A 12,966-nucleotide genomic window follows, 5' to 3' on the forward strand; every position below is an offset into this window, starting at 1 on the left:
GAAGGAGAAGCACATGAAGATCGCCGTGTACGGCGCCACCGGCGCGATCGGCAGCGCCGTCGTTGACGAGGCCAGGTCGAGGGGACATGAGGTCACCGGCATCAGCCGCCGGGGCAGCGGAGAGCCATCGCACCTGGCTGGAGACGCCCTCGACACCGAGCTCGCCACGGCGGTCGCCGAGAAGCACGACGTCATCGTGTCCGCGATCGGTCCGAGCCGCGTGAGCGACGACGGCACCCGCTTCGTCGACAGCATCGACAACCTGGTGGCGACGCTGGGCGACCGTCGGCTCGTGGTGGTCGGCGGAGCAGGCAGCCTTGAGGTGGACGGCGTTCGACTGGTCGACTCCCCCCACTTCCCGGAGGCCTACAAGGGCGAGGCGCTCAAGGGTGCGGCGAGCCTCGCGCTCCTGCGGGACGCGTCGGAGGACGTCGACTGGACCTATCTCTCCCCGGCGCCCGTGATCCTCCCCGGCGAGCGCACCGGCAGCTACCAGGTCGCGATCGACACCCCCGCCGGGGAGCAGATCAGCGTTCCCGACTACGCGGTGGCCCTCCTCGACGAGATCGAGCACCCCCAGCACGTGAGGCGGCGGTTCACCGTCGCGAACTGACGTCGACGAGCGGTGGGCCCGGGACAGGACACGCGAGGATTCCTGTTCGGAGACGGATGACCACTAGGCTGGACCCATCGGTCCGGCAGGTCTTGCCCCGGGCCCCGCGCAGGCTCACGCAGCCCGCGCTCCTCGAAACCGAGGCCGCTTCCCTTCCCGCCGCCGGCGGGACAGCACGGCGAGACGCCCGAACAGGGAGTCCGCCGCAGACTGGCGCGTGCTCCGGAGAGACCTCTCGTGACTTTGACCTTCGCCGACCTCGGCGTGCCCGCCGCCCTCGACGCGGTGCTGGCTGCCGACGGCATCACCACTCCCACCCCGATCCAGGCCGCGACGCTGCCCGACTCGCTCGCCGGCAAGGACCTGCTCGGCCGCGGCCGCACCGGTTCCGGCAAGACCTACGCGTTCGCGCTGCCGGTCGTCGCCCGGCTCTCCGCCAAGGGCGGCCGCGCGAACCCCCGCCGGCCCCGCGCGCTGATCCTCGCGCCGACCCGCGAGCTGGTCAGCCAGATCGAGGCCGCCCTCCGCCCGCTCGCCGACGTGGCCGGACTGCGTACCGCCACCGTCTTCGGCGGCGTCGGCCAGGGCCCGCAGGTCTCGGCGCTCAAGCGCGGCGTCGACGTCCTCATCGCCTGCCCCGGCCGGCTCGAGGACCTGATCGGCCAGGGCCACTGCGACCTCGGCAACGTCGACATCACCGTGCTCGACGAGGCCGACCACATGGCCGACCTGGGCTTCCTCCCCGCCGTCCGCCGCCTGCTCGGCCAGACCCCGCGCGGTGGCCAGCGGATGCTCTTCTCCGCGACCCTCGACAACGCGATCGACGTGCTGGTCAAGCGGTTCCTCGAGCAGCCGGTCGTGCACCAGGCCGACTCCGTCCAGTCGCCGATCTCGGCGATGGACCACCACGTCCTGCACGTGTCGCGCGACCTGCGGATCGCGGTGCTCGTCGACCTGGCGAGCGCGCCGGGCCGCACCGTCGTCTTCACCCGCACCAAGCACGGCGCGAAGGCGCTGGCCCGCCAGCTCAACAAGAGCGGCGTCCCCTCCGTCGACCTGCACGGCAACCTCAGCCAGGGTGCGCGGACCCGCAACCTCGACGCGTTCCACAGCGGTACGGCGACCACGCTGGTCGCGACCGACATCGCGGCCCGGGGCATCCACGTCGACGACGTGGCGCTGGTCGTCCACGCCGACCCGCCGGCCGAGCACAAGGCCTACCTGCACCGGTCCGGCCGCACGGCGCGTGCCGGTGCCGCGGGCACCGTCGTCACGCTGATGACCGACGACCAGGTCCGCGACGTCCGTGCGCTGACCCGCGCCGCCGGCGTGAAGCCGACCACGACCAAGCTCGCCAACGTCACGCACCCCGTCCTGCAGACCCTCGCGCCGGGCGATCGCAGCCTCCCGGGCGGCATCGTCCCCGCAGCCGGCACGGCGCCCTCACGCCCCCGCGGGAGCGGCGGCGGTGGCACCGGCAACCGTTCGCGCAAGCCTTCCGGCCAGCGCGGCGGCAACCGCGGCGGCGCGCCCAAGACGGGCGGATCCGGCGGCCGGTCGAGGGGCAACGGCTCCTCACGTCGTACCGGCTCCGGCGGCGGGCACAGCGCCTCGTCGTTCTCCGGGCGCCGCTGAGCCGGTAGCGCGTCAGGCCCGCGGGTTGCGGGCGGTGCGCGCGACGGCCGCCTCGTAGGCGGTCACCAGACCGCCGACGGAGAGCGGCTTGAGCCGCTCCATGACCTCGCGGAAGCGGTCGGACTGCGCGTCGTCGTAGAGCGGCGCGAGCTTGTCGCGGATCACCTCGTAGAGCTCCTTGGCCATCTGCTCGCCGTGCTCCTGGTAGACCGCGGCGGCAGCGACGGCCACCTCGCGCGGGAAGCCGAGCTCGAGCAGCCGCAGGCCGATGGCGAGCTGGTTGCCGGCGACGAGGTACGTCGTGCCGCGGCGACGCAGCACACCCAGCGCCTGGAGCGTCGCGACGTCATCGTCGCTCAGGGTGCGGCCGGCCTTGGTCTCGAGCCGGCGGTGGTCCATCTCCACCGGGAGGTCGGACTGCCACGGCGCGAGCATGGTGCGCGCCAGCGCGATGTCCTCGGGGCTCGCGTCGGCGGGGATCCCGGCGACGTACCGCTCGATCGCCGCCAACGTGAAGCCGTGGCTCTGGAGCTCCTGCACCAGCTCGAGCCGCGCGACGTGCTCGGGCGTGTAGTAGCCGGACCGACCGCGCCGGACCGGCGGCGGCAGCAGCCCCTTGGTCGTGTAGAACCGAAGCGTCCGGACGCTGATCCCGACCCGCGCCGTCAGCTCGTCGAGCGTCAGCAGCTCGGGTGTGACCCGTGTCGCACTACCGTTCGGCTTGACCATGACAGTAATAGTGTCACAATCGGGAGCAGCCACACTTGATCGCGCCCTTCGCGCGTCTCCCGAATCCCAAGGACGGTCATGGCAGAAGCATTCGTGTACGACCACCTGCGCACCCCGCGCGGCAAGGGCAAGGCCACCGGCACCCTCCACGAGGTGAAGCCGGTCGACCTCGCCGTCGGTCTCCTCAACGAGCTCGAGGTCCGCAACCCCGGCCTCGACACCAACCGGGTCGACGACGTCATCCTCGGCGTGGTCTCGCCGATCGGGGACCAGGGCGGCGACATCGCCAAGACCGCCGCGCTGACCGCCGGCTACCCCGAGACCGTCGCCGGCGTGCAGCTCAACCGCTTCTGCGCCTCCGGCCTCGAGGCCGTCAACCAGGCGGCCGGCCGCGTGCGTGGGGGCTTCGAGGACCTGATCGTCGCCGGTGGCGTCGAGTCGATGAGCCGGGTGCCCATGGGCTCCGACGGCGGCGCCTGGGCGATGGACCCGGCCACCGCGCTCAAGACGAGCTTCGTGCCGCAGGGCATCGGCGCCGACCTGATCGCCACGATCGAGGGCTGGGACCGCGACGACGTCGACGCCTACGCCGCCGAGTCCCACCACCGCGCCGCCAAGGCCTGGGCCAACGGCTACTTCGAGGGCGCCGTCGTACCCGTCAAGGACCGCAACGGCATCACCGTCCTCGACCGCGACGAGACGGTCCGCCCGGACACCTCGGTCGAAGGCCTCGCCGGCCTCAAGCCGAGCTTCGCCCAGATCGGCGCCGACGCCGGCTTCGACAACGTCGCCCTCGAGAAGTACCACTGGATCGAGAAGATCAACCACGTCCACCACGCCGGCAACAGCTCCGGCATCGTCGACGGCGCGGCCCTGACGCTGGTCGGCAATGAGCAGGTCGGCCAGGACCTCGGCCTCACCCCGCGCGCGCGGATCCTCGCGACCGCGGTCTCGGGTGCCGACCCGGTGATCATGCTGACCGGCCCCGCACCGGCCGCCCGCAAGGCGCTGGCCAAGGCAGGCCTCGAGGTCGGCGACATCGACCTGTTCGAGATCAACGAGGCGTTCGCTGCCGTGGCGATGCGGTTCATGCGCGACATGGGCATCAGCCACGACATCACCAACGTCAACGGCGGCGCGATCGCGATGGGTCACCCGCTGGGTGCGACCGGCGCGATGATCCTCGGCACGCTCATCGACGAGCTCCAGCGGCGCGACCAGCGCCGCGGCCTCGCCACGCTCTGCGTCGGCGGCGGCATGGGCATCGCCACGATCATCGAACTCGTCTGAGACGGCTCTGAAGGAGAACTGGACCAATCATGAGCACTGACACCCAGACCGCCGTGCGCTACGAGCGCGATGCCGACGGCATCGTCACGCTGACGCTCGACGACCCCAACCAGAGCGCCAACACGATGAACGAGCTCTACCGCTCCTCGATGGAGGCCGCGGTCGAGCGCCTGTACAACGAACACGGCGACGACGACAGCGCTATCAGGGGCGTCGTCATCGCCAGCGCGAAGAAGACCTTCTTCGCCGGCGGCGACCTCAAGCTGATGACCCAGACGACCAAGGAGAACGCCCCCGAGGTGTTCGCGCTGGCCGAGAACATCAAGGCCGCGCTGCGCCGCCTCGAGCTGTTCCCCAAGCCGGTCGTCGCCGCGATCAACGGCGCCGCCCTCGGCGGCGGCCTCGAGATCTGCCTGGCCGCGAACCACCGGATCGCCGTCGACGACCGCAGCGTCAAGGTCGGCCTTCCGGAGGCCAGCCTCGGCCTGCTCCCGGGTGGCGGCGGCGTCACCCGCACCGTCCGGATGTTCGGCATCCAGTCGGCACTGATGGACTTCCTCCTCCAGGGCACGCAGTTCGACCCGCAGAAGGCCAAGGACAAGGGCCTCGTCAACGAGCTGGTCGCGAGCCGCGAGGAGCTGGTCCCTGCCGCCAAGGCGTGGATCAAGGCCAACCCCGAGGCGTCGGCGCAGCCGTGGGACGCCCCCGGCTACAAGATGCCCGGCGGCAACCCGAAGTCCCCGGCTCTCGCCGCCTTCCTGCCCGCGTTCCCGGCGCTCCTCCGCCAGCAGCTCAAGGGCGCGGACTACCCCGCGCAGAAGGCGATCCTGTCGGCTGCCATCGAGGGCGCGAACGTCGACTTCGACACCGCTTCGCGGATCGAGTCGCGCTACCTCACCAACCTGGTGGTCAACCAGAACTCGAAGAACATGATCCAGGCGTTCTTCTTCGACCTCCAGGCGATCAACTCCGGCTCGCTCCGTCCGCAGGGCATCGAGCCCTGGAAGGCCACCAAGGTCGGGGTGCTCGGCGCCGGGATGATGGGTGCCGGCATCGCATACGTCTGCGCCAAGGCCGGCATGGAGGTCGTCCTCAAGGACGTCGCCGTCGAGAACGCCGAGAAGGGCAAGGCCTACTCCGAGGGCATCCTCGACAAGGCCATCTCGCGCGGCAGGTCGACCGAGGAGAAGAAGGCCGAGCTGCTCGGGCGGATCAAGCCGACCGCCGACCCCGCCGACCTCACCGGCTGCGACCTCGTGATCGAGGCCGTCTTCGAGGACCCGGCGCTGAAGGCCAAGGTGTTCGCCGAGGTCGCGCCGTTCGTCAACAAGGACGCCCTGCTCTGCTCCAACACCTCCACGCTGCCGATCACGCAGCTCGCCGAGGGTGTCGACCGGCCGACCGACTTCATCGGGCTGCACTTCTTCTCTCCCGTGGACAAGATGCCGCTGGTCGAGATCATCACCGGCAAGGAGACCAACGAGGTAGCGCTGGCCAAGGCGTACGACGTCGTCCAGCAGATCCGCAAGACGCCGATCGTCGTCAACGACAGCCGCGGCTTCTACACCTCGCGGGTCATCGGCTACATGGTCAACGAGGGCATGGCGATGCTCGCCGAGGGCGTGGCGCCGTACAGCATCGAGCGCGCCACCCTGATGGCCGGCTACCCTGCCGCCGTGCTCCAGCTGTCTGACGAGCTCAACCTCGAGCTGATGGCGAAGATCGCCAAGGCCACGAAGGAGGGCGAGCTCGCCGCGGGCAACGACTACGTCGAGCACCCCGGCATCGCCGTCGTCCACAAGATGCTCGAGGCCGACCGTCCCGGTCGCCTCCGCGGCGCAGGCTTCTACGACTACGAGGACGGCAAGCGCGGCTCGATCTGGGCCGGTCTCGCAGAGCTGTTCCCCGTCGCCGAGCAGCAGCCGCCTCTCGAGGACATCAAGGACCGGATGCTGTTCGCCGAGGCACTCGAGACGGCGAAGTGCTTCGAGGAGGGCGTCATCACCTCGGCGGCCGCCGCGAACATCGGCTCGATCATGGGCATCGGCTTCCCGCCGATGACCGGTGGCGCCGCGCAGTTCATGACCGGCTATGAGGACAAGCAGACCGGCGAGATCGGTCTCGACGCGTTCCTCACGCGGGCCGACGACCTGGCCGCCAAGTACGGCGACCGGTTCCAGGCCACCCCGTGGCTGCGTGACCTCGCCGCCTCGGGCGGGTCCTTCCCCGCCTGATCCTGCTTCACCACGTCGACCCGGCTCGTTTGAACGAGCCGGGTCGACGCGATTTCGCTGACGCTCGGCGGTGATCAGGCGTCGGCAGGCGTGGCCAGGTCCGGTGAGCCGTCGCGGCGGCGGAGGCGACGAACCAGCAGCAGTATCGGCGCCCCGATGATCAGGAGGACAGCCGCCCAGGGGAGCAACGCACCGGCCACGGTGGCGGTGCCGGTGCCGAAGGACTTCAATGCGTCCCAGCCGTTCTCGAGGCCGGCGAGGAACCCTGCTTCCTCCGGCTCCTCCTTCGTGTCCTTCTTCTCCTTCGGCGGGAGCGAGATGTTGACGGAGATCGTGGACATCGACGTCTGGTCGTTGAGGTAGGTCAGCCGCCGCTCGAGCGACTCGAGGTCGGCCTGGCGGTGCGACAGCTGCGCCTCGATCCGGATGATGTCACTGATCGACTGCGCCCTGTCGAGCAGCTCCTCGACCCTGGCCAGGCTCCGGCGCTGGGCGCGGATCCGGACCTGGGTGTCGATCACCTTGGTGGTGACGTCCTCCTTGCCGGTGTTGGAGGACTGCAGGTCGCCGGCCTCCTCGAGATCGGTGAAGGCCTCGTCGAAGTCCGCGACGGGGATCCGCAGCAGCAGCCGCGCCGTGCTGATCTCGCCGTCGTCGTTGGTCGTCGTCTCTCGCTCGGTGACCTCGCCGCCGTGCTCGTCGGCGATCCGGGTGACGTCGAAGGCGGCGACGCCGACATCGTCGGCCTCGAGCGACACGTTGCCCTTCGCGATGATCTTCTGCGCGGGATCGTCGGGATCGGGCGGGCCCTGCTCGCTCATGGCCGACGCGTCGTCGACCTCCATGCTGTCGGCGGCATCCCGCCTTGCGACTCCCTGATCGAGAGGTGCCTCGGCAGGCGCGTCGGCGTCCTTGAACTCCCTCGCGCCGGCCGAGTCCGAATCGCCGCCGTCTTCACCCCCCGACGAGGAGCACGCTGCGATCGCGAGGAGGACGGCGACAAGTGCGAGCAGCAGCGGGATACGACGCGTGACAGGCCTCATGAAGGTACGACGGCGCGAGCTGCCGGTCGGTTCCGTCGCCACCGCCAGCCATTCCCTTCTGCCGGCAAGAGGCCTATGGTCGGCCAGTCGGGCGCCTTCGGGTGGCGCCCCGGGCTCGGGAGTGACTTGTGAGATCGACTCGGCGGATCTCCGCCATGCTGGCAGCCTTCGCAATCGTCCTGGTCGGCCTGGTCGCCGCCACCGGACCGGTCGAGGCCAAGGACAAGGACAAGGACAACAGGTGCAACCGGACCAACGACTCGGTCCGCAAGCTGCTCGAGTGCGTGACGCTCGAAGGCGTCCTCGAGCACCAGGAGGCGTTCGCGGCGATCGCCGACGCCCACGGCGGCAACCGCTCGGCGGGCACGCCCGGCTACGACGCGTCCGCCGACTACGTCGAGGACCGGCTCACCGCGGCCGGTTACGACGTCACCCGGCAGACCTTCGACGTCTACAGCTTCGAGGACCACGGCGGCTCCGAGCTGGAGCAGACCAACCCCGACGACGTCAGCTACGTCGAGGGCACCGACTTCGGAGCGACGCCGCACTCCGAGCCAGGTGACGTGACCGCCGCCGTGACCCCGGTCGACATCCAGCTCGGTCTCGGCAACACGTCGTCCAGCGGGTGCGAGGACGCCGACTTCGCCGGGTTCCCGGTCGGCAACATCGCCCTCATCCAGCGCGGCACCTGCACGTTCGAGATCAAGGGTGAGAACGCCGCCGAGGCGGGCGCCTCCGGCATCCTGTTCTTCAACCAGGGCAACACCGCGGGCGCCGACCGTCAGGGCATCCCCGCGGTCACGCTCGGCAACGACTACACCGCGGATCTCCCGGCACTGAACCTGACCTACACGCTGGGTGCACAGCTGGCTGGCATCCCGGACCTGGAGATGCGGCTGTTCGCCGACGTCACCCGGACGCCCACGACCACGCAGAACGTCATCGCGGAGTCGCGGCGCGGCGACCCCGACAACGTGATCATGGCGGGCGCCCACCTCGACTCGGTGCCCGAGGGCCCCGGCATCAACGACAACGGCTCCGGCTCCAGCGCGCTGATCGAGGTCGCGGAGCAGATCGCCAAGGTGAAGCTGCCCAACAAGGTCCGCTTCGCCTGGTGGGGTGCCGAGGAGGCAGGACTCGTCGGTTCGAACTACTACGTCAACACCCTGCCGGACCCGGACCTCGCCGACATCGAGATGTACCTCAACTTCGACATGGTCGGCTCACCCAACTACGGCCTCTTCATCTACGACGGGGACGGCTCGGGCTTCGACCTGGTCGGCCCCGACGGGTCCGACGAGATCGAGGCGTTGTTCGAGCGCTACTACGCCGAGCGCGGCATCCCGTCCGAGCCGACCGCGTTCTCCGGCCGGTCCGACTACCAGGCCTTCATCAACAACGGCGTGCCGTCCGGAGGCCTGTTCACCGGGGCCGAGGGCGTCAAGACGCCTGCTCAGGCCGAGAAGTGGGGCGGCACCGCCGGTCTCGCCTACGACCCGTGCTACCACTCGCCGTGCGACACGATCGACAACCTCAGCCACGAGGCGCTCGCCATCAACGCAGACGCGATCGCCTACGTGCTCTACCTCTACGCGTCCGACCGGGAGGCCATCAACGCCGGGTGACCTAGCGGTCACTCGGCAACACTGGCGGCGGCGAGCGCGGCCGCGACCTCGGCCGCGTCGTCGGGCGACACCAGCCCGGACGTCACCCGGAGGTACGGCGCGCCGTCGGCCGCCACGAACACCGACCCGCCGGCGACCCGGATCCCCGACGCCGACAGGTGCACCACGGCCGCGCGCTCGTCGTGGACGGGGAGCCACATGTTGATCCCGTCCGGCACCGCGACGACGATGCCGAGTGCCTCCAGCTCGGCGACGATCGTGCGCTGCCGCGCCATGTACTGCCGCCGCGCCTCGCTCACCTCGTCGAGCGACTGCGACGAGGTGAGCAGGTCGAGCAGGATCGTCTGCACCATCCGCGAGGTCCACGCCGGGCCCAGCATCCTGCGTGACACGATCCGGTCGACGATGGAGGACGGTCCGCCGAGGGCAGCGATCCGCAGGTCGGGGCCGTGGGACTTCGAGAACGACCGCACGTGCACCACCTGGTCCGGCAGCCAGACCCCGAGGCTGACGTCGGGCGCGACCGAGATGCCGGAGGAGTGGTCGTCCTCGATGATCCACGGCATCTCGCCCCGTCGTTGGCGCAGCACGCGCACCAGCTGCTCCGCCCGTGCGGCCGTCGTCGACACACCGGTGGGGTTGTGCGCCCGCGGCTGCAGCACCACGGCCACCGGACGCGCGTCGAGCGCCCGCCGCAGCGAGTCGGCGGTGACGCCCGATCCGTCGAGCGCGATCGGCACCACCTCGGCGCCGAGCGCCTCGATCAGGTCGAAGAACGGCGGGAAGCCGGGCGACTCGAGCACCACGCGGTCGCCGTACGAGACGACCTGCTCGAGCATCCGGGCGACGCCGTCGGTCGCGCCGTCGACGACGGTGATCGCCTCGGTCGGGTAGGGCCAGGTCGCGGCCAGCACCTCGCCCAGCTCCGGCAGCACCGGCTCCTCCTGGTAGGCGAGGACGGCGGCGCGCTGGGAGACCCGGTGCAGCGCCGGCCCGAGGTCGGGCAGCAGGGTCGGGTCGGGCGTGCCGCGGGAGAGGTCGAGCCGCAACCCGTCGGGACCGGCGCCGACCAGGCCGCGCTGCCGCGGCGACAGCCAGGGCGTCGGGGTGTCGCGGACGAAGGTGCCGGCCCGCCCGCGCGAGACGACCAGCCCGGTACGACGCAGCGCCTGCCACGCGGCCGACACCGTCGCCGGTGACACCCCGAGGTCAGAGGCGACGTCGCGGACCGTCGGCAACCGGTCGCCGGGGGCTAGCTCGCCCGCCCGGATGGCGCGACTGAACGCACCCGCGATCCCCTGCGGCGTGCTGTCGCTGATGGCCGCCAGATCCATGCCCAACCCTTGACAAGAGGGAAATCGAAGCGAAATGTTCAACCCAGAAGATAACAGAACTTCGGGGTAGCGAGGCCGGGTCACGGGCGGCCTCGCACCTCAACCACCGACTGCCCCCATTCGGAGGACCCGATGACGATCGTGCGCGCCGCCATCAGCCAGACCACCTGGACCGGCGACAAGGAGTCCATGCTCGACAAGCACGAGCAGTTCGCTCGCGACGCCGCGGCCCAGGACGCCCAGATCATTTGCTTCCAGGAGCTGTTCTACGGCCCCTACTTCGGCATCACCCAGGACCAGAAGTACTACCGCTACGCCGAGCCCGCCGACGGCCCGATCGTCCAGCGCTTCGCCGCGGTGGCGAAGGAGCTCGGCATGGTGATGGTGCTCCCGATCTACGAGGAGGAGCAGGCCGGCGTCTACTACAACACCGCTGTCGTGGTCGACGCCGACGGCACCATCCTCGGCAAGTACCGCAAGCACCACATCCCGCAGCTGGAGAAGTTCTTCGAGAAGTTCTACTTCCGCCCCGGCAACCTCGGCTACCCGGTGTTCGACACCGCAGTCGGCAAGGTCGGCACCTACATCTGCTACGACCGCCACTTCCCCGAGGGCTGGCGGGAGCTCGGCCTCAACGGCGCGCACATGGTCTTCAACCCCAACGCCACCAAGCCCGGCCTGAGCAACCGGCTGTGGGAGGTCGAGGGCCCGTGCGCCGCCGTCGCCAACGGCTACTTCGTGCTCCAGCCCAACCGGGTCGGTCTCGAGGACAACGAGTACGGCGCCGAGGCGGTCGACTTCTACGGCACCAGCCAGGTCATCGACCCGCGCGGCAACTTCGTCGGCGAGCGGGGCTCCTCGGAGAAGGAGGAGCTCCTCGTCCGTGACCTCGACATGGGCATGGTCCAGCAGATGCGCGACGACTGGCAGTTCTACCGCGACCGCCGGCCCGACTCCTACACCGCCATCGCGCGACCCTGAATCTCGACAAGCTCGATCACCGGAGAATGAGATGACCATCCTGATCAAGGGCGGCACGGTCGTGAACGCGACCGGCACCGTCGAGGCGGACGTGCTGGTCGACGGCGAGCAGATCGTGGCGGTGCTGGCGCCCGGCAGCCAGACGCTGGGAAGCATCGAGGCCGACGAAGTCGTCGACGCCACCGGGAAGTACGTCATCCCGGGCGGCATCGACGCCCACACCCACATGCAGCTGCCGTTCGGCGGCACCCAGGCCAGCGACACGTTCGAGACCGGGACGACAGCCGCAGCGTGGGGCGGCACGACGTCGATCATCGACTTCGCAGTGCAGAAGTACGGCGAGCGCGTCGAGGACGGGCTCGCGCACTGGCACGAGCTGGCCGACGGCAACTGTGCGATCGACTACGGGTTCCACCAGATCATCGGTGGCGTCGACGACGAGTCGCTGAAGGCGATGGAGGGGCTGATCGACGAGGGTGTCACGTCGTACAAGCTGTTCATGGCCTACCCGGGCGTGTTCTACAGCGACGACGCCCAGATCCTGCGAGCGATGCAGAAGGCCCGCGAGATGGGCCTCCTGACGATGATGCACGCGGAGAACGGTCCCGCGATCGACGTGCTCGCGGCGCAGCTCGCCGAGTCCGGCAAGACGACCCCCTACTACCACGGCATCGCGCGGGCGTGGCAGATGGAGGAGGAGGCCACCCACCGCGCGATCATGCTCGCCGACGTCACCGACGCGCCGCTCTACGTCGTCCACATGAGCGCGAAGCAGGCGGTCGCCCAGGTGGCGTGGGCGCGGGACAACGGCAAGAACGTCTTCGGCGAGACCTGCCCGCAGTACCTCTACCTGTCCCTCGAGAAGCAGCTCGGCGCCCGCAGCGACGAGTGGGGCGACTTCGAGGGCGCCAAGTGGGTCTGCTCCACGCCGCTGCGGTCCGAGGAGGAGGGCCACCTCGAGGCGATGTGGCAGGGGCTGCGCACCAACGACCTGCAGATGGTGTCGACCGACCACTGCCCGTTCTGCATGAAGGACCAGAAGGAGCTCGGCAAGGACGACTTCCGGGCGATCCCCAACGGCATCGGCTCGATCGAGCACCGCGTCGACCTGCTCTACCAGGGTGTCGTCGACGGCCGGATCTCGCTGCCGCGCTGGGTCGAGCTGATCTCGACCACGCCGGCCCGGATGTTCGGGCTCTACGGCAAGAAGGGCGTGATCCAGCCCGGCGCCGACGCCGACATCGTCGTCTACGACCCCAACGGTCACACGTCGATCGGCTACGGCGAGGGCAAGAAGCACCACATGAACATGGACCACTCCGCGTGGGAGGGCTTCGAGATCGACGGCCACGTCGACGTGACCATCTCCCGCGGCACCGTCCTGGTCGCTGACGGTGAGTTCAAGGGGACCAAGGGTCACGGTCAGTACCTCAAGCGCGACCTGACGCAGTACCTGACCTGAGGCGTCTCGATACGCCCTCG

The 12,966-nt window shown here is 69.9% G+C and carries 10 protein-coding genes; 7 read left to right on the plus strand and 3 right to left on the minus strand.

The genetic code is table 11. From position 1 onward, the window contains the following. Positions 1–13 precede the first annotated feature (13 nt). Both SHK19_RS00350 and SHK19_RS00355 read left to right on the plus strand, forming a co-directional pair. Positions 14–613: an NAD(P)-dependent oxidoreductase gene (locus tag SHK19_RS00350; RefSeq protein WP_322937523.1), complete on the plus strand. Its 600-nt coding sequence runs from the start codon at positions 14–16 to the stop codon at positions 611–613. A 237-nt stretch (positions 614–850) separates the two neighbouring features. Continuing rightward, positions 851–2,248, plus strand: a complete 1,398-nt coding sequence (locus tag SHK19_RS00355; RefSeq protein ID WP_322937524.1) for a DEAD/DEAH box helicase — start codon at positions 851–853, stop codon at positions 2,246–2,248. A gap of 12 nt (positions 2,249–2,260) precedes the next feature. On the opposite strand, the gene SHK19_RS00360 is transcribed toward SHK19_RS00355, so the two are convergent. Further along, positions 2,261–2,977, minus strand: a complete 717-nt coding sequence (locus SHK19_RS00360; RefSeq protein ID WP_322454170.1) for a MerR family transcriptional regulator — start codon at positions 2,975–2,977, stop codon at positions 2,261–2,263. Between the two features lie 78 nt (positions 2,978–3,055). Between SHK19_RS00360 and SHK19_RS00365 the strand changes: the two genes are divergently transcribed. Further along, a complete protein-coding gene (locus tag SHK19_RS00365) occupies positions 3,056–4,267 on the plus strand; it encodes an acetyl-CoA C-acetyltransferase (protein WP_322937525.1) in 1,212 nt (403 codons plus the stop codon). Positions 4,268–4,296: 29 nt separating this feature from the next. Continuing rightward, entirely contained in the window at positions 4,297–6,501 is a 2,205-nt protein-coding gene (locus SHK19_RS00370; protein WP_322937526.1) for a 3-hydroxyacyl-CoA dehydrogenase NAD-binding domain-containing protein, read from the plus strand. A 74-nt stretch (positions 6,502–6,575) separates the two neighbouring features. On the opposite strand, the gene SHK19_RS00375 is transcribed toward SHK19_RS00370, so the two are convergent. Next, positions 6,576–7,544 (minus strand): DUF4349 domain-containing protein, encoded by a 969-nt coding sequence (locus SHK19_RS00375; protein ID WP_322937527.1) that lies wholly within the window; start codon positions 7,542–7,544, stop codon positions 6,576–6,578. 155 nt (positions 7,545–7,699) lie between these two features. Between SHK19_RS00375 and SHK19_RS00380 the strand changes: the two genes are divergently transcribed. Beyond that, positions 7,700–9,169, plus strand: coding sequence for a M28 family metallopeptidase (locus SHK19_RS00380; RefSeq protein ID WP_322937528.1), 1,470 nt, complete (start codon positions 7,700–7,702; stop codon positions 9,167–9,169). An 8-nt stretch (positions 9,170–9,177) separates the two neighbouring features. On the opposite strand, the gene SHK19_RS00385 is transcribed toward SHK19_RS00380, so the two are convergent. Beyond that, a complete protein-coding gene (locus tag SHK19_RS00385; RefSeq protein ID WP_322454165.1) occupies positions 9,178–10,503 on the minus strand; it encodes an aminotransferase class I/II-fold pyridoxal phosphate-dependent enzyme in 1,326 nt (441 codons plus the stop codon). 132 nt (positions 10,504–10,635) lie between these two features. Here SHK19_RS00385 and SHK19_RS00390 point away from each other — a divergent pair, with 132 nt between their 5' ends. Then, the gene (locus tag SHK19_RS00390; RefSeq protein WP_322937529.1) at positions 10,636–11,484 is read left to right on the plus strand and encodes a nitrilase-related carbon-nitrogen hydrolase; all 849 of its coding nucleotides are present in this window, start codon (positions 10,636–10,638) and stop codon (positions 11,482–11,484) included. 31 nt (positions 11,485–11,515) lie between these two features. Beyond that, positions 11,516–12,946, plus strand: coding sequence for a dihydropyrimidinase (hydA, locus tag SHK19_RS00395; RefSeq protein WP_322454163.1), 1,431 nt, complete (start codon positions 11,516–11,518; stop codon positions 12,944–12,946). Positions 12,947–12,966 lie beyond the last annotated feature (20 nt).

The organism is Nocardioides bizhenqiangii, assembly GCF_034661235.1.
In the GTDB taxonomy this organism is placed as follows: domain Bacteria; phylum Actinomycetota; class Actinomycetes; order Propionibacteriales; family Nocardioidaceae; genus Nocardioides; species Nocardioides bizhenqiangii.

Coding starts and splice junctions, on each gene's coding strand:
- SHK19_RS00350 (WP_322937523.1), top strand. CDS start 14: ATGAAGATCGCCGTGTACGGCGCCACCGGCGCGATCGGCAGCGCCGTC.
- SHK19_RS00360 (WP_322454170.1), bottom strand. CDS start 2,977: ATGGTCAAGCCGAACGGTAGTGCGACACGGGTCACACCCGAGCTGCTG.
- SHK19_RS00365 (WP_322937525.1), top strand. CDS start 3,056: ATGGCAGAAGCATTCGTGTACGACCACCTGCGCACCCCGCGCGGCAAG.
- SHK19_RS00370 (WP_322937526.1), top strand. CDS start 4,297: ATGAGCACTGACACCCAGACCGCCGTGCGCTACGAGCGCGATGCCGAC.
- SHK19_RS00375 (WP_322937527.1), bottom strand. CDS start 7,544: ATGAGGCCTGTCACGCGTCGTATCCCGCTGCTGCTCGCACTTGTCGCC.
- SHK19_RS00380 (WP_322937528.1), top strand. CDS start 7,700: ATGCTGGCAGCCTTCGCAATCGTCCTGGTCGGCCTGGTCGCCGCCACC.
- SHK19_RS00385 (WP_322454165.1), bottom strand. CDS start 10,503: ATGGATCTGGCGGCCATCAGCGACAGCACGCCGCAGGGGATCGCGGGT.
- SHK19_RS00390 (WP_322937529.1), top strand. CDS start 10,636: ATGACGATCGTGCGCGCCGCCATCAGCCAGACCACCTGGACCGGCGAC.
- hydA (WP_322454163.1), top strand. CDS start 11,516: ATGACCATCCTGATCAAGGGCGGCACGGTCGTGAACGCGACCGGCACC.